Annotated in this window: 25 protein-coding genes; 4 read left to right on the top strand and 21 right to left on the bottom strand. The window is 34.6% G+C overall.

Annotated elements, in window-relative coordinates; genetic code table 11:
* Positions 1 to 29 precede the first annotated feature (29 nt).
* From CW752_RS05855 to CW752_RS05775, 16 genes are all read right to left on the bottom strand, one after another.
* On the bottom strand, positions 30 to 761 hold the full coding sequence (locus tag CW752_RS05855; protein ID WP_101238819.1) for a metallophosphoesterase: 732 nt from the start codon (positions 759 to 761) through the stop codon (positions 30 to 32).
* Between the two features lie 2 nt (positions 762 to 763).
* Positions 764 to 1306: an RNA 2'-phosphotransferase gene (locus tag CW752_RS05850; RefSeq protein WP_101238818.1), complete on the bottom strand. Its 543-nt coding sequence runs from the start codon at positions 1304 to 1306 to the stop codon at positions 764 to 766.
* 11 nt (positions 1307 to 1317) lie between these two features.
* Positions 1318 to 2259, bottom strand: coding sequence for an ADP-ribosylglycohydrolase family protein (locus CW752_RS05845; RefSeq protein ID WP_101238852.1), 942 nt, complete (start codon positions 2257 to 2259; stop codon positions 1318 to 1320).
* Positions 2259 to 2945: a Sir2 family NAD-dependent protein deacetylase gene (locus CW752_RS05840; RefSeq protein WP_101238817.1), complete on the bottom strand. Its 687-nt coding sequence runs from the start codon at positions 2943 to 2945 to the stop codon at positions 2259 to 2261. Before CW752_RS05840 ends, CW752_RS05845 begins: the two co-directional genes overlap by 1 nt.
* Before the next feature lie 31 nt (positions 2946 to 2976).
* On the bottom strand, positions 2977 to 4209 hold the full coding sequence (locus CW752_RS05835; protein ID WP_228401639.1) for a TIGR02452 family protein: 1233 nt from the start codon (positions 4207 to 4209) through the stop codon (positions 2977 to 2979).
* A 76-nt stretch (positions 4210 to 4285) separates the two neighbouring features.
* Entirely contained in the window at positions 4286 to 5365 is a 1080-nt protein-coding gene (locus CW752_RS05825) for an adenylosuccinate synthetase (protein ID WP_101238816.1), read from the bottom strand.
* 183 nt (positions 5366 to 5548) lie between these two features.
* On the bottom strand, positions 5549 to 6403 hold the full coding sequence (locus CW752_RS05820; protein WP_101238815.1) for a hypothetical protein: 855 nt from the start codon (positions 6401 to 6403) through the stop codon (positions 5549 to 5551).
* A 2-nt stretch (positions 6404 to 6405) separates the two neighbouring features.
* Positions 6406 to 6741 (bottom strand): hypothetical protein, encoded by a 336-nt coding sequence (locus CW752_RS05815; protein WP_101238814.1) that lies wholly within the window; start codon positions 6739 to 6741, stop codon positions 6406 to 6408.
* A 122-nt stretch (positions 6742 to 6863) separates the two neighbouring features.
* The gene (locus tag CW752_RS05810) at positions 6864 to 7406 is read right to left on the bottom strand and encodes an NADAR family protein (protein WP_101238813.1); all 543 of its coding nucleotides are present in this window, start codon (positions 7404 to 7406) and stop codon (positions 6864 to 6866) included.
* A gap of 313 nt (positions 7407 to 7719) precedes the next feature.
* Positions 7720 to 8415 carry an NUDIX hydrolase gene (locus CW752_RS05805; RefSeq protein WP_101238812.1) on the bottom strand — a complete coding sequence of 232 codons (696 nt, stop codon included), beginning with the start codon at positions 8413 to 8415 and terminating at the stop codon, positions 7720 to 7722.
* A 68-nt stretch (positions 8416 to 8483) separates the two neighbouring features.
* Positions 8484 to 9326 carry a DNA damage-inducible protein D gene (gene dinD, locus CW752_RS05800; RefSeq protein ID WP_101238811.1) on the bottom strand — a complete coding sequence of 281 codons (843 nt, stop codon included), beginning with the start codon at positions 9324 to 9326 and terminating at the stop codon, positions 8484 to 8486.
* Positions 9327 to 9429: 103 nt separating this feature from the next.
* Positions 9430 to 11226 carry a translation elongation factor 4 gene (gene lepA, locus CW752_RS05795; RefSeq protein WP_101238810.1) on the bottom strand — a complete coding sequence of 599 codons (1797 nt, stop codon included), beginning with the start codon at positions 11224 to 11226 and terminating at the stop codon, positions 9430 to 9432.
* Positions 11227 to 11394: 168 nt separating this feature from the next.
* A complete protein-coding gene (locus CW752_RS05790; protein ID WP_101238809.1) occupies positions 11395 to 12432 on the bottom strand; it encodes a hypothetical protein in 1038 nt (345 codons plus the stop codon).
* Positions 12433 to 12530: 98 nt separating this feature from the next.
* Entirely contained in the window at positions 12531 to 13043 is a 513-nt protein-coding gene (locus tag CW752_RS05785) for a hypothetical protein (protein ID WP_101238808.1), read from the bottom strand.
* Positions 13044 to 13052: 9 nt separating this feature from the next.
* Positions 13053 to 13589, bottom strand: coding sequence for a hypothetical protein (locus CW752_RS05780; protein ID WP_101238807.1), 537 nt, complete (start codon positions 13587 to 13589; stop codon positions 13053 to 13055).
* A 16-nt stretch (positions 13590 to 13605) separates the two neighbouring features.
* Positions 13606 to 14157 carry an RNA polymerase sigma factor gene (locus CW752_RS05775; protein ID WP_101238806.1) on the bottom strand — a complete coding sequence of 184 codons (552 nt, stop codon included), beginning with the start codon at positions 14155 to 14157 and terminating at the stop codon, positions 13606 to 13608.
* Between the two features lie 203 nt (positions 14158 to 14360).
* Here CW752_RS05775 and CW752_RS05770 point away from each other — a divergent pair, with 203 nt between their 5' ends.
* From CW752_RS05770 to CW752_RS05755, 4 genes are all read left to right on the top strand, one after another.
* Positions 14361 to 15110, top strand: a complete 750-nt coding sequence (locus CW752_RS05770) for a Rossmann-like and DUF2520 domain-containing protein (RefSeq protein WP_101238805.1) — start codon at positions 14361 to 14363, stop codon at positions 15108 to 15110.
* The gene (locus CW752_RS05765) at positions 15100 to 15618 is read left to right on the top strand and encodes a KdsC family phosphatase (protein WP_101238804.1); all 519 of its coding nucleotides are present in this window, start codon (positions 15100 to 15102) and stop codon (positions 15616 to 15618) included. The genes CW752_RS05770 and CW752_RS05765 overlap by 11 nt, the downstream gene beginning before the upstream one ends.
* A gap of 2 nt (positions 15619 to 15620) precedes the next feature.
* Entirely contained in the window at positions 15621 to 16175 is a 555-nt protein-coding gene (locus CW752_RS05760) for a Maf family protein (RefSeq protein WP_101238850.1), read from the top strand.
* Positions 16176 to 16262: 87 nt separating this feature from the next.
* A complete protein-coding gene (locus tag CW752_RS05755) occupies positions 16263 to 18845 on the top strand; it encodes a tetratricopeptide repeat protein (protein WP_101238803.1) in 2583 nt (860 codons plus the stop codon).
* Positions 18846 to 18899: 54 nt separating this feature from the next.
* Here CW752_RS05755 and tsaB read toward each other — a convergent pair whose 3' ends face one another.
* The 5 genes from tsaB to CW752_RS05730 form a co-directional block, all read right to left on the bottom strand.
* Positions 18900 to 19574: a tRNA (adenosine(37)-N6)-threonylcarbamoyltransferase complex dimerization subunit type 1 TsaB gene (gene tsaB / locus CW752_RS05750; protein WP_101238802.1), complete on the bottom strand. Its 675-nt coding sequence runs from the start codon at positions 19572 to 19574 to the stop codon at positions 18900 to 18902.
* An 87-nt stretch (positions 19575 to 19661) separates the two neighbouring features.
* Positions 19662 to 20411 carry an SDR family NAD(P)-dependent oxidoreductase gene (locus tag CW752_RS05745; protein ID WP_101238801.1) on the bottom strand — a complete coding sequence of 250 codons (750 nt, stop codon included), beginning with the start codon at positions 20409 to 20411 and terminating at the stop codon, positions 19662 to 19664.
* A 36-nt stretch (positions 20412 to 20447) separates the two neighbouring features.
* The gene (locus CW752_RS05740) at positions 20448 to 20819 is read right to left on the bottom strand and encodes a YraN family protein (protein ID WP_101238800.1); all 372 of its coding nucleotides are present in this window, start codon (positions 20817 to 20819) and stop codon (positions 20448 to 20450) included.
* A gap of 32 nt (positions 20820 to 20851) precedes the next feature.
* Positions 20852 to 21781, bottom strand: a complete 930-nt coding sequence (locus CW752_RS05735) for an LD-carboxypeptidase (RefSeq protein WP_101238799.1) — start codon at positions 21779 to 21781, stop codon at positions 20852 to 20854.
* Positions 21778 to 22464, bottom strand: coding sequence for a LysE family translocator (locus CW752_RS05730; RefSeq protein ID WP_101238798.1), 687 nt, complete (start codon positions 22462 to 22464; stop codon positions 21778 to 21780). Before CW752_RS05730 ends, CW752_RS05735 begins: the two co-directional genes overlap by 4 nt.
* Positions 22465 to 22620: the final 156 nt, after the last annotated feature.

Here is a 22620-nt window from a genome sequence, read left to right as displayed (position 1 = left end):
TCCAACGCTAAACTATTTAATTATTAATCTTAATGATTCCTTCCTTTTTCATTGGGATATAAAGAAGGAAGAGGATCGCTTTGCCAGAATTCCTGAGTATCAATATCCATAATAGACAAAGCTCCTGTGAAAGCAGCTCCTGTATCCATATTCCAGATATTGGCTTTATGAGCAGGCGTTTTTAGCCCGATGTATAATGTAGGAGTATGTCCGATAAATATTTCATTGTATAAAAGCAATCTTTTCGGGTACAGTTCAGAGTTTTTTTCAAGTTTCTTATCCATAGCTACAGCAGTTTCCCAAAGGGTTCTATCCCAGCGATAGTTGCTATCGTATACCTCTTTTTCCGGACCATGCATAGAAGAATACCCCGCATGAATAAACAATCGGTTTTGCTCATCAATATGGTAATTTTTCATTTGTTGAATGAACTCAAAATGAATCCGTTTATCTTCATGGGAATAGTTGTTATAACTCTCTACCGTACTTTTTCCGCCGTTAAGGAGCCAAACATCCGGACCATTCCCTGTATCGAGCCAATCTTCAGTCCAGGCATCATGGTTTCCTTTAATGAAAATACAATCTTGCTTTTCGGAAAGTTCTATTAAAAATTGGATCACCTGTGAAGATTCACTCCAGCCATCTACATAATCTCCAAGAAAAATCAGCTTATCATCATGGCTCACCTCAGCTCTTTCAAAAATCTGTTGTAATGCTTTAAACCCTCCGTGAATGTCACCTATAACTAATGTTCTGCTCATTATTATTTCGAAATATATTTTGCGTCTACAAAATCTGTAAGCCAGACTCCGTTGGCGGAAAGATAGAAATATAATCCATCATCATACATTTTTCCGGTTCTAATCGTCAAAATCACAGGCTTTCCATGTCTCATTCCTACCTTTGTAGCAGTCTCTTTATCAGCACTTAAGTGCACATGTTGACGACCTCTTTTTTCGATTCCTTTTTCTAAAATGGAAGAAATATTGGTTTCTGCAGTTCCGTGGTACAGGAAGTCAGGAGGTTGCTGTGATTTCAAAGCAAGATCTACATCAATAGAATGCCCCTGACTTGCCCTGATCCCGGTTTTATCTTCATTAAAGGCAAATCGTTTTTTATTATTGGTTTCCACCACCTCATCCAGCTCATTCAGTGTAAAATGTATTCTCTTTTTTGCGGACTTCAGTCTCAGTTCTTCTACGTTTGCCCATCCATTTTCATCAAGTTTTAATCCAATGCTTTCCGGCTGATGTCGTAAGATCAGACTTAAAAATTTACTTATTTTTTTCTTTTCTATTTCATTCATGGTTCTGTGTTTTAATTCATTAATTTTTGTTGCAATTCATCACACAATTGCTCAATATCGTCCTTTCTCACCAGTTCTAAAATCCAATCCTGAGGAATATCTTCATAGCCATAATAAATTCCTGCGAGTCCACCTGTAATCGCTCCAGTAGTATCGGTATCCTCTCCCAGATTCACCGCTTTTAAAACGGCTTCTGAATAGCTTTCAGAATTTAGAAAGCACCATAGAGAAGCTTCTAAACTATGAAGAACATACCCCCCGCTTTTAATTTCGCCTTCCGGATAACCAGAAATATCATTCTTTAAAACCCTATCAAAAAGCCCAATCTCTTTTAGGTTAAAACCCTGACTATCTGAATATTCCAAAGCTATTTGTTGCATATACTGATATGCTTCCATTTTGTTTTTTCCTTTTATCAGTTGAATGGCAAAAATTACATACATAAAACATGCAAAAACGGAACGAAAATGTCCGTGCGTAATAGCCGAAACTTCCTTTACTGTTTGATATATTTTCTGGATATCTTTTTCATTTTTCAGATAATAGGCAAGGGGAAAGATTCTCATTAAAGAACCATTTCCGTTATCTTCTTCAAAAATATTTCCTGAAAATCTGGCACTTTCTCCTTTTATCAGTCTTGCAATAGCATGTCTTGTTGTCCCACCTATATCAAAGAGCCTTCCGTGGGCTGTCCAGTGCCCAAACTTCACCCATTGTACAAAGCTTTGTCCGATTTTTTCCAGGTCATAACTCTTGGTAAGAGCCTCAGTAAGACAGAGTGTTAATGAACTATCATCACTCCAGGTTCCTTTGGGCTGGTTCCAGGACATGTATTCCAACATTCCGATTACAGGAAATCGTTTTAAATATTCCCTATCTTTAAATTCTACAGGAACTCCTAATGCATCCCCAATACAAACGCCAAAGATTCCGGCTTTTACTTTATTTTCCATCATGCAAGATTTACCAACTTATCAAATAACAATTTCATTCCTTGCGTCGCCGTTTCCTTCATTACTACCGCTCTTTGTCCATAACCAAATCCTGTTTCATTAGGGTTGATGACAATCAAAAGACAATCATCTTTGATATCATGAATTAAACCGGCTGCAGGATATACTTGCAAAGAGGTTCCAATAACCAATAAGATATCCGATTCTTTCACTATTTCTCTCGCTGTCTGATATAAAGGAACATCTTCTCCAAACCAAACAATAAAAGGTCTTAACTGTGCCCCATCTTCCGCTTTGTCTCCGATATTGATATCATCTTTTTGTTCATAAATCAAACTTTTATCGTTGCATGAGCATGACTTGAACAATTCTCCATGGATATGAAGGATATGGGTAGATCCTGCTCTTTCATGGAGATCATCAATATTTTGGGTGATAATTTGTACTTCAAAATACTTTTCAAGATCTGCCAATCGCTTGTGAGCATCATTAGGTTGTACTTCGTGAAGTTGGCGTCTTCTCTGGTTATAAAACTCCAACACCAAGGCTCTGTCTTTTCTCCATCCTTCCGGACTTGCCACATCCGTTACATTATGATTTTCCCAGAGACCATCTCCGTCTCTGAAGGTTTTAATTCCACTTTCGGCACTGATTCCTGCGCCGCTTAGTATGGTTAGTTTTTTCATTGGTTAATAATATTAAAAATCTTTACAATTCTCATTGTATTTCTTCAAATGGTCTTAGCATTTCTTCTTTTTTAGTTAAAACGGCAAAAACCACTCTCTTAAATTTATTCTTATATTTTCCTTGAAGATGTTTTTTAAACAATCCTGCAATTTCTTTCGGATCATTTTTAAAAACACCACACCCCCAGGCTCCTAAGACCAAAACTTCATTTCCTTGTTGTAATGCAAGCGAAAGCATTTTATCCATCCTAATATCCATTGCATCAAGAATTTCATTTGCTCTTTCTGGCTCCTGACGTTTTACAACGCCCGCATTAACTGCTGGAGAGGTAATGAAATTACACAAAACAGGCTTAGGCAGCAATTCACCTTTATCTTTTCTGAAAACCGGTACTTTTGGGCTGTAAATCATCGTATCAGTATAAAAACATGATTTCATCGCTCTGTGAATCGTGTAATATTCCCCGGCCCAAAGTAAACTCTCGTACAACCCTGAAGTTCTTGCTAAGCTTTCTTCCTGTGCTTCTGCTCCATTGATAAATCCTCCACCTGGATTTTTTGCTGAAGCAAAGTTTAAACACATTAGTTTTTTCTGATTTTCTTCTTCGGCTAATTGTAAAATTGCTTTTAAAGAACTACAGTTCCAGGTTTCAATTTCTGTTTCAAAATTGGTTTCCGGCATCAATGTTTCTTTTATTTCAGAAAGCTGTTCCGGGGTAAAAAGAACAGTTTCTTTTTTACAAATTTCCAACTCGTTTTCTATATTTATTTTTTCGTTATGTTCGTTGATATAATATTTTTTAGCAAGGATATCCAATGTATCTTTTGCCATTCCTTTATTGGTCATTGTTAGTTTTTTAATATTTAAAATTAAGTTTTCTAATTCAGTATTTGCGGGATTTTTAAAGTCTTTTCCCATAAATACTTTTATGACTTCAATATTTCCTATGATTGTATTATTAAAAGATTCCAGTTCTTCTGAAGGAACCCAAAGTTCGTTATGATTTCTTGCTCCTACATTTTGAATAGAATATTTATTGACTTCACTTTCCAGGACTTCAAACCTAGTCACAAACCCAAGATAGTTTCCAAATTCATCTCTGGTATTCCATTTTTCAGCAATTTCTGATGCATAATTTTCATCCAGAACAGGGTAAAAAATCGGTTGCCACTCCAATCTAGGAGGAAACTTCTTAAATCCATTCTCTATAATCAGCAGCATTTCCTTTTCTCCTACAGGTCTGTAAAGTTGTATTGTTTTCATTGTTATTTATTTTAATTTGTAATCAACAGCATCATTCAATTCAATTCCATTATTAAATATAAAACTAATCCCTCCATTACTGAATATAAAAAAGCTTTTTAAAATCCTTTGAATACGGAGAATATGATCCGTAAACTGTATCAAATTTCATTTCCAGTTTATCTAACTTAAACTCATCATCAATCTGATCCAGGCAGGTTACTACAAGATTTCTTTTCGTTGAACAGCAATAAGCTGCATCCAATTTCAATGCATAATTCAAAAGATCATAATCTAAATCCCCAAAACGTAATCCTTTCTGATATTCGTTAAATGTACAGGTTTCTTCTTCATTATTTTTTAAAACCACTTCCTTTTCATTACTCATCCACCCATTACCGTGACGGGTTGCATAACTTCTTGTAACATAAAACATTTCTATGTTTTCAACCTTCAATAGCCTGCAGATTTCATTGGCGTTTTTTGAGGTCGTATGAGCATAGGTTACGTTAGGAAAAATTCCGTGATCCATATCCAGCAAAATCCCCTGACTACCTTCAAAAATAAGATGATCAAATGATTTCAGATAGGTATAATCATCTATTTTCCAATTGACCTGATCGATAGCATTTAAGAAATGTTGTAATTCCTGTTCAACCTGATTGTCATCCATAAAGCCATAGTAATTTGCAATACCTTTCAACTTCTCGATAAGCATTGTTCTGGGAGCAATTAAATCTAAGGCAAATAATTTATAAGGACTTTCCTGTCTTTTCATAGTTGCACCTATTCCTTTTCCACAGGTGCCATGTTCCAGATTTTTAGCATTTGTTCTGTTTTGCCAAACATCAAACGGAGTGGTTATTTTTGCTAAAGGATGGATGTGCAGTTCTGTATTTCCATTTTTTGCTTTTAATTCTTTCATTTCATTCCATAAGAAAGCAGGATGAATTGTACAATGTTCTGTAAAATAAGATGGTAACCCTCGAAGGGCTCCACTCGCAAAACTGGAATGAACGTGCTTCTTATTATCGATCATTACCGTATGTGCAGCTTGTTGTCCTCCTGAAAACCTGACCACAACAGACTCCGGGTTCTGATGGGCAAGAAAATCCGTGGTAATTCCTTTACCTTCATCACCAAAACCCAATCCTATAACTATTTGTGCTGTTTTCATATCCCTTTTTATTTTTTACCCTAATTTGATATTTTGATCATTAAGACTCTTCGACAAGCTCAGAGTGACATCTCTAATATTTACTGTTTTAATTTTAACAGTGACAAGCTGAACCTGTTTAGGTCATAACCATTCTTAGAATTAGAATTTAAACAAAACCTTATTTGAATGACAACTTTCTATCTAAAGCATTTGAAATGTATCCAGCCCTTCCAAATCTTTTGTTCCTAAAGTGGTATTTTTAAATTTTTCACAGATAATCCCTTTAATAACATTCGGAATTTCCCTATGATCTTCTATTGATATACAGTTTTGTCCTAATAATTCTTTCCATCCTTGGTCTGCTTTTATCGCCTGATCTGAGTGCAAAACACTGATATGATATACTTCATATTTGTTCTTAGCTTCTTCCAATAGTTCATCATGCGTATAAGTTTGCTGACCGGATCCCATTATTTCTCTGATTGCGGAAGCAGAAAGTGTTTTTAGACAAGGCTCGTCACCTACTGTAAAGAGCAATCCTTTCTGTTTTCTTTTTTCAAATGCATCTGTTCTGGTATGAAAAGCTGCAAAATACCAGGCCAAAAGGTAACTTTCACCAGCATTTCCACCACCTCCGGATTCAATATAAGTTCGGGTAAGCCACATATCCAATTCTTCATCTCCGGATTCAAATTGCCCCACTTGTAGTGGGTAACTGTCGCACTCATGATCTCCGATACCTAAGAAAAGCAATGCAGGATCCGGAACCCCTCCCTGGATAATGCCTCCCATTAGCTTGGGTAATCCTTCTTTAATTAATTCGTGAGGAATATGTCCCATACTACCTGTCACATCCAAACCCAGAATAATCGGAACTGAATTGGGATGCACTTCAGAATCTCTGGACTCTCTAAAAGAAATACCGTAAGGATTCATCGATTCGTGGGCCCTTCTTTTGGCGTTTTGTGTAAAAATTTCACTAGCGGATTTTGTTCCGTAACCTGCTTTGCTGGCTCTGTTGTAACGAGCGTCTATATCGTATCTTGTACTTCCCATAACTATATATTTTCCCCAAACAAATATTCAAATCTCTTTTGAGTTACTTCTAATTGAATATTTAGATTTCTGATTGTTAATGATAATTCCATGTCTTTTTGAACAAATACCTCGGGATTGAAATCCACAAAGGTCAAGCTGTTTCTATCCAGAGGACTGATATCGATAAGTCCTTCCTGTTCACGTTCGAGTCTTTTTATCTTAAGTTCAATATCTTCAACCCGGCGTCTGTAAATTAATTCTGAATCTTCTCCGATCGTGCGTGCACGATCCTCTCTAATCTGATCATTATTCCTTTGTAATGATTCTATAAATCTTGGTTTTAATTCATTTTCCATATCTGATTTTTTTGTGTTATTATTACGCTAATTAAAAAAGACATAGTTCTTTAAATACTATAAGTTTTCAATAACTACAGCAATCACTTTTCTTTTAATATTTTCTGCTTGATTATAGTATTTTATCCTCTCAACAAATCCCTTACTTCCATTAATGCAAAACCTAAAAGGTTTTCACCGTTCCAAAGCAAAGGGTTTTCTGCTCTTTTATCTGTTTCCAGCATTCCAATTCCCCAAATGGTATCATAAGGACTGGCTTCTACCAGGATCTTATCACCTGTTGATAAAAGAAAGTCTTTATATTTCTTGTTTTGTGAGAACTTTAAAAGGTTTCCCTGTTTTACAATCTCATATTTATGTTTATCCCAAAGTTTCGGATCAAAGTTCTTCACTTTTCTTCCCAAAGTTTTCGCCTGATTAGGGCTGGGTGCTTTCAATATTTTTTCTAAAATTTCATCATCATTGAATAATCTTGCTTTACCAGCCATCATATAGTGTTCTGCTGTTTTGTAAACAATTCCATTTTCTTCAAACTGCCCCGTAAACCATTGGCTAAAACACGATTTTGTAATTTCATCCTTAATTGTGTGTCCCCAGAAAAACAAAAACTTTATCCTTTCTTTTTTCTGAAATCTTTCTTTGGTATTTTGTATGGTGTATTTCATATTGTGTTATTTCTACGCAAATGTAATACAATATCAAATTATCATCCAAATTTATTTGTGTCATTTTTACGCTAATAAATATAAATAACTGATTATCAATAATAAAATTTAATTATTATAAATAACACTATATATTAGGTTTTGGTTAAGTCAATGAATTTTTTGTTTATAAAAAAAAACGGACTAAAGCCCGTTTCTATTTTTATCCAAAAGATAAATTTTCAATGTCATATATTTAAGATAGCTCTTAATTGCATTTTAGCCATCACATTTGTTATTATTTGTACTAAATATTGTCATTTGCGGTCAAAAACTACTTGATTTCAAAGTAGAATCCTTGTTCTTCAAGTTCTTTATATTTTTCCTGATTAAAAGTAAAGAGTTTTCCTGGTCTTCCACTCCCCTCTTTTTTGACATTGTTGGTTTCGTTGAGTAATCCATAACTCATTATCTTTTTACGGAAATTTCTTCGATCAATCTCTTGTCCAATAATCGTTTTATAAAGATTTTCAAGATCTGAAAAAGGAAACTCTTCATTGAGAAGATTAAAACCTATCGGCTGGTATTGAATTTTAGTACGAAGCCTTTTTAATGCAATCTCAATAATAGCTTTATGATCAAAAGCTACGGAAGGAAGCTTGTTTACACTAAACCATTGTGCGTCATCCGCATCAGAATCGGCAAACAATTCATGATAAGATGGATTTACAAGCCCTAAATAAGCCACAGAAACCACTCTATTTCGAGGATCCCTACCTACATTACCAAATGTATAGAGTTGTTCCAAAAAATCAGGTTTTATACCAGCCTCTTCATGGAGTTCTCTTTTTACAGCATCATCCAGATTTTCATCATCCAGAACCAGGCCTCCCGGAAGTGCCCAACCACCTTTAAACGGTTCAATGTTTCTTTTGATTAAAAGGATTTGAAGATCTTTTTTATCGAAATACCCGAAAATAACAGCATCTACCGCGACTTTTATATCTTGTAATTTTTTTGGAGACTCCATAAATTAGTTTGCGTTACGAATACACAAAATTACAATTAAAAAATAACTTCTCTTTAATCAATAAAAATTTATTTCTTAAAAGGTTTTTTAGTTTGTTTCAAAACTTTTTTTTCATCTCCATCTAATTTTCTCTGTAATTTTTTGACATCCTCCGCAGGTGGTAAATTTTCAGGGATTATTCCTCTATTTGTAAGCATATTTCTAACAGCAGTATTATTATCTATATGTTCTTCCTCAATTTTTAACTGCCCTTTTAAATTTTTATTTTGAACATTCAAACCAGTCATTTCGGCTGCTAAATCTTTAGCTTTAATACTAATCGTAGGTAAAAAATCAGCTACTGGTCTGCTTTCAGGAACTCTCATTTTTTTCTTTAACATTTGTGTATTTAAGCGGAAAAGAGCTTGATCACCTTTACTTCTTATGACAGCAAATCCTTGACTATCAACTCCTCTATCATATAAAATTCCAGAAAGCTGTTTCTCAGTTTGACTTAATTTTTCACGAGCTTTGATTCTTTCATATTCTAATAACCTCTGTTCCACCAATTCTGCTCTTCTTGTCTGAACAGCAAAATAATTTTGAGCAAAAGATATCTCCTGTTTTCTACTATCTCCATTTTGTGCAATTAAATAACATGCATATCTTGTTAATAAAATATCATCTATTTCTTTTTCCGCTCCCTTCGGCATTTGTATCGTTTTCCTGATATCAGGAAAATGATACTCTATCAGCTCTCCAACATTTTTGCAAGCATCTTTTGCTTTTATAATAACCTTTTCAAAGTTTTCCCATTTACTATATCCCAATAATATTTGTAACTCCCTTGCACTCCAGCATTCTATTCCTTCCAGTTCAGATGCTGCCGCTTCAAATTTATAGAATAAGTCTTGTATTTCTTCTGATTTCATTTAATAATATGATTTTTATAAAAATACAAAAAATCATGTATACTTCTAAAAAGATTAGATCAAAGAGAAATAAAAAACCGCTTCAATCGAAGCGGTTCATATTTTAATCATTAAGCTTTAATACTGCCATAAATGCAGACTGTGGTACTTCTACCCTTCCGATCTGCTTCATTTTCTTCTTACCTTCTTTCTGCTTTTCCAATAGCTTACGCTTTCTGGAAATATCCCCTCCGTAACATTTTGCAGTAACGTCTTTTCTTAAAGCTTTAATTGTTTCCCTTGCAATAACCTTCGTTCCTAACGCTGCCTGAACAGCAATATCAAACTGCTGTCTCGGAATTAATTCACGAAGCTTTTCACACATTCTTTTACCAATATAGTAAGCATTACTATCGTGAATCAAAGATGAAAGAGCATCTACCATATCTCCGTTGATCAGAATATCCATTTTTACAAGCTTAGAAGCTCTGAATCCTATCGGATGATAATCGAATGATGCATACCCTTTAGAGATTGATTTTAATCTGTCATAGAAGTCAAAAACAACTTCAGCCAAAGGCATGTTGAAAATCAATTCTACTCTTTCAGAAGTCAAATAACTTTGATTAACGATTTCTCCTCTTTTTTCAATACAAAGTGTCATTACAGCCCCAACAAAGTCAGACTTTGTAATAATCGAAGCCTTAATAAAAGGTTCTTCTACTCTGTCCATTGTAGAAGGGTCCATCATTTCAGACGGGTTATTAATCAGAATCGGAACTTCCGGTTCTTTTTTAGTATATCCAAAGTAAGATACGTTCGGCACCGTAGTAATCACGTTCATATTGAACTCTCTGTCGAGACGTTCCTGAACAATTTCCATGTGAAGCATTCCCAAAAATCCACAACGGAAACCAAAACCAAGAGCAGCTGAGCTTTCAGGTTCGAAAACCAGAGAAGCATCATTTAGTCGTAATTTTTCTAACGAAAATCTTAATTCTTCAAAATCCTCAGAATCAATCGGATAAATACCGGCAAATACCATTGGCTTCACCTCTTCAAAACCATCAATAGGAGCAGCTGCAGGCTTATCAAAAGATGTGATAGTATCACCTACCTTTACCTCGCGGGCATCTTTAATCCCGGAAACCAGGTATCCTACATCTCCACATTCAACCGTTTTCTTTGGAACCTGTTTTAGTTTTAGAGTCCCTACTTCATCTGCTCCATACTCTTTTCCAGTAGCGAAAAATTTAATTTTTTCGTTTTTAGAAATACTTCCGTTTACCACTTTGAAATAAGCCTCAATCCCCCTGAATGGATTATAAACTGAATCAAAAATCAAAGCCTGAAGTGGAGCTTCCGGATCTCCAACCGGGGCCGGAATTCTTTCTACAATCTGCTCTAATAAATTATGAACTCCCTCTCCTGTTTTTCCTGAAACTCTTAATACATCTTCATATTCACAACCAATTAAATTCATAATTTCATCGGTAACTTCTTCAGGATTTGCAGAAGGAAGATCAATTTTATTTAAAATCGGAATGATCGTCAAATCATTTTCTAATGCTAAATAAAGGTTACTGATCGTTTGTGCCTGAATACTCTGAGCTGCATCCACAATAAGAAGCGCTCCTTCACAAGCTGCAATTGAACGGGAAACTTCATAAGAGAAGTCTACGTGTCCCGGTGTATCAATCAGGTTTAAAATATATTTTTCTCCTTTATACTCATAATCCATTTGGATAGCGTGTGACTTAATAGTAATCCCACGTTCTTTTTCCAAATCCATATCGTCCAGTGTCTGAGACTGTAATTCTCTTTGAGTAACGGTATTGGTATACTCCAAAAGACGGTCTGCCAAGGTACTTTTACCGTGGTCGATATGAGCGATTATGCAAAAATTTCGTATGTTTTTCATTTAAGAATCTTGTAATTTGCAAAGATAAAAAAAAGCGAGAGATTATTGTCTTTCATTATCTTATTGTATTAATTTATTTAATTTTTATCAGAAACATCATCTTCTCCGAAGAAAATTGGTGCTTCATCACTGAAAATTTCTGTAGCTACAGCTTCAGCTAATTCCGGATTAGTTTTCAAAAATATAGGCACCCGTTAATGAATCCAGATAAACATTTGATTCCATGGTTGACCTGAACCCCACTCCATTCATTGCTCCGGCATTTGCATTGGATGAAGAATCAATAGCAGCGCCTATCAGAGCTCCCACTAAACCTCCGGCTACAGCGCCTATCAATACTCCTCCGGTCTTTGCTTCAGCAAAAAGATTCGTTCTGGAAGAATAAATGAAAAATCCTTTGTCGTCTTTCTGGATTTCATCAAAACCCACAGGTGTCAGTTTATAGCCTTTTCCATTTTCTACATAACAGTACATGTTGGAAACAGAGATTTCCTGGCCTTGATGTATCAGTTGTGTAACTTTTCCTTTCTTATTTTTTTTGATATAATAATCAAAAGCGGGCTCCTGGTTACGGAAATGTTGAAAGTCAATATAGACTCCATCTTTAAGGGTTGTATTATTAAATGCTTTATACTCTTTGTTCAGATACTCGTTATATCCGTTAATTTCGCTCTCCGGAATAAAATAACTCGAGGCTATATAAGGATAATAAGAAGCTTTTATAATCTGTGTGAACAGATCAGAGATTCTTCCTGCCAGAAATATGGAAGGATGTACTGTTGTTTTGGGATTGGAGATAATGACATTATTATATCTTCCGATAAAATAATATTTGTCATTTCGTTTGATGAAACTTGAAAGCTTAATTTTAGCTTTTGCATAGGGAAACGGACGGTTGGCATCCTGTTCTTCGTACACTCTAAGATCTTCCAGCATCAGAACAATATCATTATTCCCCAGTGTTTTGTTGTCTCCTGCAAACCAGTTTTCAACCAGTCCTTTGAGATCGTCATTAGCAAATTTAAGCTCAACAGATTCATTTTTATCAGGAATAACTCCTATTTTTTTCTCAGATCTGTTATCAAGAAAAGTCAGGGATCTGGTCAATCCTTTTTTATCCCGAATGTTTTCTTTCAGCTCGATTATTTCTGTCTTTTGGGCCGACAGTAAGGATGTCAGCAAAAAGAAGAAAAATAATTTCTTCATTGGTTAATTTTCCGCAAAAGTATGAATTTAGGTCAAAATCAAACGGCTCTCACAAAAAAAGATTTGTGAGAGCCGTCCAACATTAAAAAAATAAACTATTATGGGTTTTGTTTAGGCCCCGAAGCATTATTTTGGTTTCCGTGAGGTTTTCTTTCGTTCATTTTATCTCTCATCATCCCCTCAGATTGAAACAGCTTCAAGACTTTTTGGCAGGGAATCACCTGCTGCATTTTATCTGCATATTTCTTTCTGTTATCCAATAGCTTCTGTCCTATTTCAAAACTTTGTTGTAGCTTGGCCTTTGCTTCATCATCAGATAAAGTTTCAGGATTAAAGCCTGGATCAAATTGGCTTTTTATCTGTTTCTGACTATCAAGGTATTCATTATAAAGCTGTGTAAATTCTGCTTTATCTCCCGGATCGATATTCAGATTATCCATGATCATATTATTTCTGAATTTCTTCAGTAACTCTTTTCTTTCTTCCGGAGAAAGATTGTTGATGACCTCTTTTCTTTGCTTAGGGTCCATCTTTTTCCAGTCATAATCTGTCCTTTGGGCATTTAAACCAAAACCATAAATAATAAAAAACGTCAATAATATCTTTTTCATCTTTCTTTATTAATTATATAAATCCAAATAAACGTCTTGAGTCGAATTACTTGCTAATTCTGCAATTTCAGAATTGGAAAACGAATCCAGATATTCATTTACTTTCGTTTCTTCTTTTCTAGTAGCAGCTTTCACCGGTTGATGTGGTTCTGCATTTTTTCCATTATCGTTTTTCAAAGAATAAACGTTATTATTTTTCTGATTTTCAACCGTTTGATTATTATTTTCAATAGAAGTTAAATCGGCTTTCAATGTTTCGTATGCGAGTTCACTTTCTGTTTTAGGTTCTCCTTTATGGATAGCATAAGTATCCTTAGCATTCAAATTCTTTTCTATAGAATCATCACCGGAATTAAAAACATAAGTTGCTCCAAAAACCAAAGCCAATGATGCAGCTGCTGCATACATCCAATTCAATTTAAAGACAGGGGCTTTTTTGCTCGTCTTTATATCATTCATAACTTTTACCTGAATGCTTTCAAACAAGCCATCAGGAACTGTGTAAATGTTTTTACGCTCTAATTTTTCTACGTCGAACTCTTTCATCTTTGTTTTTCAAAAATTATTTCTCGTAATTTTCTTTAATATAATCTTCTATTTTTTGTTTGGCATAATGATAATTGGTCTTTAAAGTCCCTACCGACATATCAACAATTTTTGATATTTCTTCGTAAGGTAAATCATCATAATACCGCATCATAAATACCAGTTTCTGCTTTTCGGGCAGACTTTGTATAGCGTTCTGTAATAATATTTGTATTTCCTCTGCATTTCCTTCTGTATTATCAGCCACAAGATTCTGCATATGATATTCTGCATCTTCATCAGTTTTCTTCATCTTCTTCATTTTGTTGACCTGCTGTAGTGCTTCGTTGGTAGCGATTCTGTACAGCCAGGTATACAACTGACTATCATTTTTGAACTGGTGAAAATTCTGATAAGCTTTAATAAAAGTCTCCTGCAATGTATCTTGAGCAAGATCTCCGTCCACAATAATTCTTCTTATGTGCCAGTACAATCTGCTTTGGTAGGCATCCATCAAGGCACGGACGCCTTTATCCTGGGTCCGTGGGTTTTGCATCAACGAAATAATTTCCGCGTCCTTAATCTTCATAAGATGCTTTCCTTTTTTTGGATTACAAAAATAACTGAAAGTTAAATTATTTATTAAATTTTTACTCAAAATATCAAAATAATTTGAGATAGTTAGATAATAAGCCCTAGACTACAGGCAATAAGTGTGCCCATCATAAAATTCCTGATAGTACTCTTGTTTCTTCCTTTTTTGTACTCGGGTTAAAACCTTATATTTGTTATATGCAAATTGTAATGATCGGTTCCGGAAATGTTGCTTATCACATGGCAAAAGCTTTCATGTTGAAAGGCATTCCCTTGGCCCAGATTTTTGGCAGGAACGAAAAAGAATTGAATAAAATTTCTGTAGAATTGGATATCCCCTATTCCACAGAACGATTGGAAGATGCAGATCTGTATATCATCTGTGTAAGTGATAATTCTGTAGAAGATGTTTCAAAAATCATTTCTAAGAAGAATTGTCTGGTTTCTCATACTTCAGGTTCCCTCCCTAAAGAGATTTTGGCCGGAGAATATAGAAAGGCAAGTTTGTATCCGTTACAGACATTTTCAAAATCAAAAGAATTAGAATATGAAAAGATTCCTTTTTTCATTGAAGCTGAAAATGAAGAGGATAAAAAGATTTTATTTGAAATTGCCTCTAGAATTTCAAAAAATGTCATGGAAAGCAATCATGAGAAAAGAAAATATATCCACCTTACAGCAGTTTTTGCCTGTAATTTTGTAAATCATCTTTTTTCCAGAGCAAAAGAAGTTTCAGATTCCCAGAATATTCCATTTGATTATTTTTTACCATTGATTGATGAAACTGTACAAAAAATTCATGAAATGGACCCTAAAACGGCCCAAACCGGACCTGCTGTAAGAAATGATGTAAGAATATTGGAATTGCATGAACAGCTATTACAAGGTGAAAGCCTTGAAATTTATAAAACAATGAATCATTCTATTCAAAAAATGTATGAGTTATAAAGAGAAGTTAAAAGATATTAAGGCATTTGTATTTGATGTAGACGGTGTTTTTACAGACGGAAGTGTTTATTTATTACCCGGAGGAAATATGTGCAGGGTGATGAATGTTTTGGACGGGTACGCAGTCGTTAAAGCCTTAAAAAACAATTATTTAATCGGAGTCATTACTGGAGGAAATGATGAGATGGTAAAACATAGGATCAATTATCTTGGAATCAAAGATTACTATCCGAAATCTCACAATAAGATAGCTGATTTTGAAGATTTTAAAAAGAAATACAATCTTCAAAATGAAGAAATCTTAACGATGGGTGATGATCTGCCGGATATCCATATCATGGAAAATTCTGCAATTGCAGCATGCCCTGAAAATGCCGTCCCGGAAGTAAAGGGAATTTCCCATTATATTTCTCCTAAAAAAGGAGGAAGCGGTGCTGTGCGTGATGTGATTGAACAGGTAATGAAAGTTCAGGGAAACTGGCATGATGATAACACCCAATCTGTATAATGATGAAATTATTATTAGCATCACAGTCACCAAGGAGAAAAGAGTTACTTTCAAATCTTGGTTTTGAATTTGAAGTAGTAAAAATAGACTGTGAAGAAATTCTTCCCGAACACATAAAAATTGAGGAAGCCGCAGCTTATTTATCTGATTTAAAAGCGGAAGCCTTCAGAAGTTTAAACCCGGATGAAGTTCTGTTAACGTCAGATACGGTTGTCGCTATTGACAATCAGATTCTTGGAAAACCTCAAAATGAAGCCGATGCCCGGAAAATGCTCTGTAATCTTTCCGGAAAAACTCATCAGGTGTATACCGGAATTACCATTAAAACAGCAGATAAAACGATTACAGAAACAGATGTAGCCGATGTTACTTTTGATGAAATCACAGATGATGAAATTAAGTATTATATTCAAAATTATAAGCCTTTTGACAAAGCGGGAAGCTATGGTATCCAGGAATGGTTGGGAATGGCAAAAATCAGAAAAATGACCGGAAGCTTTTATACAATCATGGGTCTCCCTACTCATCTGGTTTACAAAATTTTGAAAGAAATATAAATATTATTCATTATAAAATTTTATTATTTTTACAAAATTATCAAGCTATTGATAATAAAAAACTGATAAGCGAGTTATATTTGAATAATGAAAAAGAATATTTTATTCCTTTTAGTAATACTTCTTATTGCTTCCTGTGCTACCAAAACAAAAAAGCCGGAGCAACGATCTAAGCTATTAAAAGGATTTAACACATATTACAACACCCTCTTTAATGCTAAAGATGCATTGAATAATGAGTTTACGACCAGGGATAAAAATCATAAAGACAATTTTTATGCTCCTTATATTCCTATTTTGACGTATGAAGAACAACCTTTAGGAAGTGATCTTGGCCAGTCAACTGCATTTGCAGAAAACTCTATGAAAATGGCCGAAGTAGCTAACAATCCTTCTGGTAGAAATTCCGGACCTCCGAATATCCCCGGGGGACCTGGAAATACTCCTGAACGACCTGATGCTACTGCTGCTAAAGGGGCAACTACCTTAGAAATTGCTGAAGCTAAAGCGCTAAAAGCGATCAATAAGTATTCGGTTACCAGAAATGGGGAAGAAAAAAATAAGCAGATCTTCAATGCCTATATGATTCTTGCCCAATCAAGAATTTATCAAAATAAACCTTTGGATGCCTTGGACGCTCTGAATTATGTTTTCACTCACATGAAAGATGATAAAAGGATTCCGCTGGCAAGAATTTATCAGGGTTTGGCTTATGATAAAATCAAAGATTATCACAGAGCTCATGAGACTTTTGCGAAACTGAAGGGAGAAGATATCAATAAAAGTTACGCAAAGCTGCTAAGCATTTATTATTCAGAATCTCTTTTAGCTGCCGGAAAGAAAGAAGAAGCAGCCAAAGAACTTGACCAGGCTTATGAACTGAATTCCAATAATAAATTAAAAAGTAGAATTGCTTATCTAAGAGGACAGGTTCTTGAAAACCTTGGTCAAAATGATAAAGCAAGAGAAAGTTACACGGCTGCTTACAAATACGCCAATGATTTCGAGTTTGAAGTAAAATCTCAAATTGCTATTGCCAAAACCTTCAATGGTAAGGGTGATTATAACGGAGCTAAAAACTATTTGGAAAGCATTAGTAAAAAGGGAACTTATGGATCCAGAAAAAATGAATTTTACTATGCTTTAGGGCTGATGGCCAACAAAGCAGGGAAAAAAGATGAAGCACAACAGTTTTTCAGAAAGTCTTTATTTGAAAAGGTGTCTGATCCACAAATCCGTGGATTAACGTACTATGAAATAGGAAAAAGTTATCTCGAAAAAAATGATTATATCGGTGCCGGAACTTATTATGATTCCGCTCTTACCGTAATGACTTATGAGCCTTCTAAAATCTTGTTAAAAGATCAATCTGAATACATTAAAAAGATCTCTAAAAATTATTATTTGATCAAAAAGAATGATAGTATTCTTTCTTTGGCAAAGATGAATGATGCCCAAAGAACAGACTTTTTTTCAAAGTATATTGCCAAACTGAAGGTTAAAGAAGAAAAAGCGGAACAGGAAAGAAAGCGTGCAGAAAGAAGCAAAGGTTTTGATACGGGAGATTATAATGCCAATTCAATTTTTGCCAATAATGCCAATGCTTTTGAAGATTTCGGTGTAACCACAAAAGGCTTTTACTTTAGTAATACCGGAACAATAAGTAAAGGAACTTCTTCTTTTAAGCAGATTTGGGGAGATAGAGCGCTTGTTGACAACTGGCGTTTTTCGAAGAAAATGGCTTCTATCGAAGATATGAAAAATGAGGCTTTAGGGGTAACTTCTGCACCTAACCCAAGACGTTTTGAACCGGCATATTATATCGAACAAATTCCTACGGATCAAAGTAAACTGTCACAACTAAAAAAAGACAGAGATACGGCGTCTTTAGGGCTTGGTATTATGTACCAGAACTATTTTACCAATACTCCCCTAGCAACAAAAACATTATATGATCTTGTTGATGTAAAACCGGAAGAAAAAGTAATGCTTCAGGCTTTGTATGAGATTTTTGCCATGAATTATGAGAAAAATCCTCAAGCTTCGGAAAGAGCAAAGCAAATCCTTATTACAGATTATCCGTATACTTCGTTCGCTGAATTTGCAAGAAACCCTAAAAACAATTCATTTGTAAAATCAACAGAAGATGTCGAAAATGAGTATAAAAAGGCCTATGCCCTTTTTGAATCGGAAAAATTTGGAGAAAGTAGAAATATTATTGATCAAACAATTCAAAAATATCCTAAAGATGCACTTGTTCCAAAATTGTATTTGTTAAATGCTTTCAATGCAGGAAAATCCAGTGGAAAAGAAGTGATGATCTTACAACTCGAGCAGATTGCCCTGAATTATTCCAAAACACCTGAAGGGATAAGAGCCAAAGAAATGCTGAATTATCTGAAAAGCGATATCAGTTTCCAGGCTACTGATAATAAAGGAAACGCCATCCCTCAACAGCCAGGAACAGGAGCTCCGGTTCAGCCTAATCAGCCACAGAACAATAATGTCCCTCAAATGCAAAATGGAATACCACAAAATCCGGGAAATAATAATATTCAACAAATGGATATGAATCAGACTCCTAAAAAACCTGGTAATAACCAACAACAAAAAATTAAAAAAGCTGAAGAGAACAAACCTAGCTCAGGTGTCCCTCCAAAACCTCAATAAATAAAAAAAGCGAAGAATAAATCTTCGCTTTTTTATTTTGTATGTCATGAAAGATCATGAACTCTTTTTCTTTACTCCATGGAAATCTTTTAGATAAAAAGGCTCGAAATAAGCGGTATCTTCAAATTCCTTATTTTCTATCTTTTCTAATGTTCTTTTAACCAGATGTTGTGCAGAAGGATACACATCTTCTTTAAATTCAGCATTAGGAAGGTCTACAATTTCTTTCGTTTTCTTTGCTCCATCCCCTATAAAGATCACTTTTTTATCTTTAAATTCTTCAAAAGAATTTTCATCCAGAATTTTAGCTTCAGTCTCTGAAACTTCTTTTCCTGTAGCACCGTCATAAACGGCCGTATAAACCTCCATTCTTCTTGCATCGATCAATGGCACTATAAAATCATAGTTTTGCCCTAAAAAAGGCTCTATCATGCTTTCAAGAGAATTAACGGTAATCAATGGTACCTGCAGGCCATAGCAAAAGCCTTTTGCTGAGGCTGCTCCGATTCTTAAACCTGTATAAGATCCCGGTCCCTTTCCCAGAGATACAGCATCTATTTCTTTAAGAGAAATCCCTGCTCCCTCCAACGCCCACTCTACGTAGCTGTGAAGGCTCTCAGATTGTTTATAATTTTCAGAAACTTCTTCACAAAGGCACAATAACTTTTCGTTATCAGATACTGCTACTGAACAATTTTTAGAAGAGGTTTCAAGATATAAGATTTTCATAGGATATGTAACAATTTAACCAAATAACAATCTACGATAATCAGATTGTCATTTTATTTTTTACAAATTTACTCCTTTATTTTGAGACTATTTTCTGTAGATTGTTCTTGGTTCTGACTGTGCACTTGGATAGATGGTCATATCAGAAATTGTTACATGTTTAGGAGCATTTACGCAATAAGCAATAGCATCTGCGATATCTTCTGCTTTCAAAGGCTCATATCCGGCGTATACATTAGCCGCCTTTTCATTATCTCCTTTGAATCTTACCAAAGAAAAATCTGTTTCTACTGCCCCCGGCTGGATATTGGTTATTTTAATTCCAAACTCCGTAAGCTCCAACCTCATCCCTTCTGAGATTACATCTACTGCTTTCTTAGTAGCACAATATACTACCCCATTAGCATACGTTTGTCTGGCAGCTACAGAACTAATATTAATAATATGACCTAAATTTTTAGTTTTCATTCTTGGAATAATCATTTTAGATACATACAAAAGTCCTTTCACATTCCCTTCAATCATAGAATCCCAATCATCGGTCTTTCCCTCCGAAAGTGGATCTAAGCCATGGGCATTACCTGCATTATTGATCAGAACATCAATATCTTTCCATTCTTCAGGAAGAGAATTGATCGCTGCTTCTACTTCGTCCAGATTTCTCACATCAAACATTAAACTAAATATTTCGGTAAATTGAGAGAGTTCAGATTTTAGAGACTCTAAAATGTCCGTTCTTCTTCCACAAATAATAATTCTGTTTCCTTGTTTTGCAAATAATTCTGTCGTGGATTTTCCTATTCCCGAAGTAGCTCCGGTTATTAATATTGTCTTCATAAAATTGATTATTTATTTACATACTGAAACCTTGTATCAATTAGCATCAAATGACTGAAAGGCATCGATGATATGGTCAATAATTAAGTTTCTTTTTTCATCTCGAAGAACAGAAATGATATCAAATCTTACTTCCTGATCTTTATTAAATTCTTCCAGATAGTGATTAGCCGCAGAAACAATAGATTTAATTTTCGTTTTGGTCACAGCTTCCTGAGGGAGCATAAAAATATCTGTAGATCTTGCTTTTACTTCAGTAATAATGATCATGCCTTCTTTTTCAGCAATAATATCAATTTCTGCCTTTTGAAATCTAAAGTTTTTAACCAGAATTTTATAACCGTTTTTCTGAAGATAATCAGCGGCCAGATCTTCTGCAATTTTTCCAAAGTCGTTGTGATCAGCCATATTGAAGCAGGGGGTTTTAGAGTGGGAGAGTACTAAAATTCTACTTTTACCTTGTTATTTATTTCTACCTTAACATTACTTCCTATTAACAAAGGTCTGTTATCTTTGATATGCCCATTTGGAAAGCCAAATAAAACCGGGAATTTATATTTTGAAATTCTTTCTGAGATCAATTTATAAGCGAACTCGTCAAAACTTTCTTCATAATTTTTGTTATCTTTTTCATCCCCCATATTAGTCATTCCTCCTACGATAAGTCCTTTAATTTTTTTGAAGACTCCCGCCAGTTCTAAACTCATAATCATTCTGTCCAAGGCATAGAAATTTTCTCCAATATCTTCAATGAATAAAATTTTATCTTTAAAATCAAAAGAGTATTGAGTTCCCAAAAGGGCATAGATAAGCGCTAAGTTTCCTCCAACTAATTCTCCTTCAATATTTCCTTCTTTATTTAATTGGTGGGATTTTAGGCTATATTTAGGTGCTTTCCCTTTCAGAATATCAAAAATAAGATCATAGCTTTCATCTGTTACTCCAAAACTGGATGTTTTGATTGTCTGTCCATGAATAGAAACAAATCCTTTTTTCAATAGATAACTTTGAATGACGGTATTGTCTGAATAACCGATATACCATTTCGGATTTTCTTCGAAGTTTCTCAACTTCAAATGCTGGATGAGATGCTGACATCCATAGCCTCCTCTTGAAGCCCATACAGCACCAATTTCCTTATCGTTTAAAGCCCAATTGATATCTTTAATTCTTTCCTTTTCCGTTCCGGCATAATTATAACCATTTGAAAATTTGGTGTAAAGATGCTCTCCTAAAACAGGTTCAAAACCTTTACTTTTAATCATTTTAATTCCCTTTTCTAATTGTGAAGCATCTACAGCTCCAGCAGGGGAAATAACGGCTATTTTATCACCTTTTTTAAGTGATTTCGGAAAGATATTTTTTTTCATTTTGTCTTTTGGTATTTTACTTCTTTCTTTTCTGCTTCTTCCAGCTGTCTTTCAAATTGATTGAATTTTTTGAAACTCTGTAAGAAAATAAAGAAACTGAATATAATAAGAATGACGCCAACAACTCTTCTGATCTGATTGGCTAATTTCTGAGTAAGTTTATCGTGAAATTGTTTCGCCAGGAAAATTTTAGCAAGGTCAATACCAAGATAGGTACCCAATACAATGCTTATATATAAAATAAAACTGCTGGTGTCCGGATATTGATTCCTTACGGAAATTACCGTTACCAGCCAGAAAAGAATAACTCCAACATTTAAAAGATTAAAGAAAAAACCATTAAAAAAAGTTTTAATATAGTTTTGGCTAATGATTTTATCTTCCCCCGGCATATGCATTTTGGTTTTTGTGACCAGCATTACAATTCCATAAATAAAAATAAGAATAGATGTGATTCTGTAAAAGCCAGGATGTTTATCAATTAAGGTTACAATATCCGAACTGGCATAGTATGCCGCTACAATACATAACAAATCTGCACTGATTACTCCAAGATCTAATGATAAGGCATGTCTGGGGCCTCTGGAAAAGCTAGTTTCAATTAACAGGAAAAATATGGGCCCTATAAAAACAAGACTCAACATGAATCCTAATATGATGGCAGATAGTACAAGTTCTAGCATTTAATGTGATTTAAAATGAAAAAAATTTCATTTCGTTTTATACAAAGTTATACTTTATGATTTAATTATTCAATAAAGATGTGATATATCAACTTTATTTTCATAGCAAATCGGAATCAGATTTTTTTAAATAAGTTGTAAGCGGGGAGAGGGAAG

It is taken from the genome of Chryseobacterium sp. PMSZPI (assembly GCF_002835665.1).
In the GTDB taxonomy this organism is placed as follows: domain Bacteria; phylum Bacteroidota; class Bacteroidia; order Flavobacteriales; family Weeksellaceae; genus Chryseobacterium.
Note: the sequence above shows the minus strand (reverse complement) of the source record. Positions and strands in the feature narration are given on the sequence as shown.

What these genes read in the sequence shown, in the direction of transcription:
- CW752_RS05835 (WP_228401639.1), bottom strand. Translation starts at nt 4,209, where the DNA reads ATGAAAACAATACAACTTTACAGACCTGTAGGAGAAAAGGAAATGCTG.
- CW752_RS05780 (WP_101238807.1), bottom strand. Translation starts at nt 13,589, where the DNA reads ATGAAAGAGTTCGACGTAGAAAAATTAGAGCGTAAAAACATTTACACA.
- CW752_RS05745 (WP_101238801.1), bottom strand. Translation starts at nt 20,411, where the DNA reads ATGAAGACAATATTAATAACCGGAGCTACTTCGGGAATAGGAAAATCC.
- CW752_RS05730 (WP_101238798.1), bottom strand. Translation starts at nt 22,464, where the DNA reads ATGCTAGAACTTGTACTATCTGCCATCATATTAGGATTCATGTTGAGT.
- CW752_RS05755 (WP_101238803.1), top strand. Translation starts at nt 16,263, where the DNA reads ATGAAAAAGAATATTTTATTCCTTTTAGTAATACTTCTTATTGCTTCC.
- CW752_RS05840 (WP_101238817.1), bottom strand. Translation starts at nt 2,945, where the DNA reads ATGAAAAAACTAACCATACTAAGCGGCGCAGGAATCAGTGCCGAAAGT.
- CW752_RS05815 (WP_101238814.1), bottom strand. Translation starts at nt 6,741, where the DNA reads ATGGAAAATGAATTAAAACCAAGATTTATAGAATCATTACAAAGGAAT.
- CW752_RS05765 (WP_101238804.1), top strand. Translation starts at nt 15,100, where the DNA reads ATGAGTTATAAAGAGAAGTTAAAAGATATTAAGGCATTTGTATTTGAT.
- CW752_RS05735 (WP_101238799.1), bottom strand. Translation starts at nt 21,781, where the DNA reads ATGAAAAAAAATATCTTTCCGAAATCACTTAAAAAAGGTGATAAAATA.
- tsaB (WP_101238802.1), bottom strand. Translation starts at nt 19,574, where the DNA reads ATGAAAATCTTATATCTTGAAACCTCTTCTAAAAATTGTTCAGTAGCA.
- CW752_RS05785 (WP_101238808.1), bottom strand. Translation starts at nt 13,043, where the DNA reads ATGAAAAAGATATTATTGACGTTTTTTATTATTTATGGTTTTGGTTTA.
- CW752_RS05760 (WP_101238850.1), top strand. Translation starts at nt 15,621, where the DNA reads ATGAAATTATTATTAGCATCACAGTCACCAAGGAGAAAAGAGTTACTT.
- CW752_RS05775 (WP_101238806.1), bottom strand. Translation starts at nt 14,157, where the DNA reads ATGAAGATTAAGGACGCGGAAATTATTTCGTTGATGCAAAACCCACGG.
- CW752_RS05805 (WP_101238812.1), bottom strand. Translation starts at nt 8,415, where the DNA reads ATGGAGTCTCCAAAAAAATTACAAGATATAAAAGTCGCGGTAGATGCT.
- CW752_RS05810 (WP_101238813.1), bottom strand. Translation starts at nt 7,406, where the DNA reads ATGAAATACACCATACAAAATACCAAAGAAAGATTTCAGAAAAAAGAA.
- CW752_RS05740 (WP_101238800.1), bottom strand. Translation starts at nt 20,819, where the DNA reads ATGGCTGATCACAACGACTTTGGAAAAATTGCAGAAGATCTGGCCGCT.
- CW752_RS05855 (WP_101238819.1), bottom strand. Translation starts at nt 761, where the DNA reads ATGAGCAGAACATTAGTTATAGGTGACATTCACGGAGGGTTTAAAGCA.
- CW752_RS05850 (WP_101238818.1), bottom strand. Translation starts at nt 1,306, where the DNA reads ATGAATGAAATAGAAAAGAAAAAAATAAGTAAATTTTTAAGTCTGATC.
- CW752_RS05790 (WP_101238809.1), bottom strand. Translation starts at nt 12,432, where the DNA reads ATGAAGAAATTATTTTTCTTCTTTTTGCTGACATCCTTACTGTCGGCC.
- CW752_RS05770 (WP_101238805.1), top strand. Translation starts at nt 14,361, where the DNA reads ATGCAAATTGTAATGATCGGTTCCGGAAATGTTGCTTATCACATGGCA.
- lepA (WP_101238810.1), bottom strand. Translation starts at nt 11,226, where the DNA reads ATGAAAAACATACGAAATTTTTGCATAATCGCTCATATCGACCACGGT.
- CW752_RS05845 (WP_101238852.1), bottom strand. Translation starts at nt 2,259, where the DNA reads ATGGAAAATAAAGTAAAAGCCGGAATCTTTGGCGTTTGTATTGGGGAT.
- CW752_RS05825 (WP_101238816.1), bottom strand. Translation starts at nt 5,365, where the DNA reads ATGAAAACAGCACAAATAGTTATAGGATTGGGTTTTGGTGATGAAGGT.
- CW752_RS05820 (WP_101238815.1), bottom strand. Translation starts at nt 6,403, where the DNA reads ATGGGAAGTACAAGATACGATATAGACGCTCGTTACAACAGAGCCAGC.
- dinD (WP_101238811.1), bottom strand. Translation starts at nt 9,326, where the DNA reads ATGAAATCAGAAGAAATACAAGACTTATTCTATAAATTTGAAGCGGCA.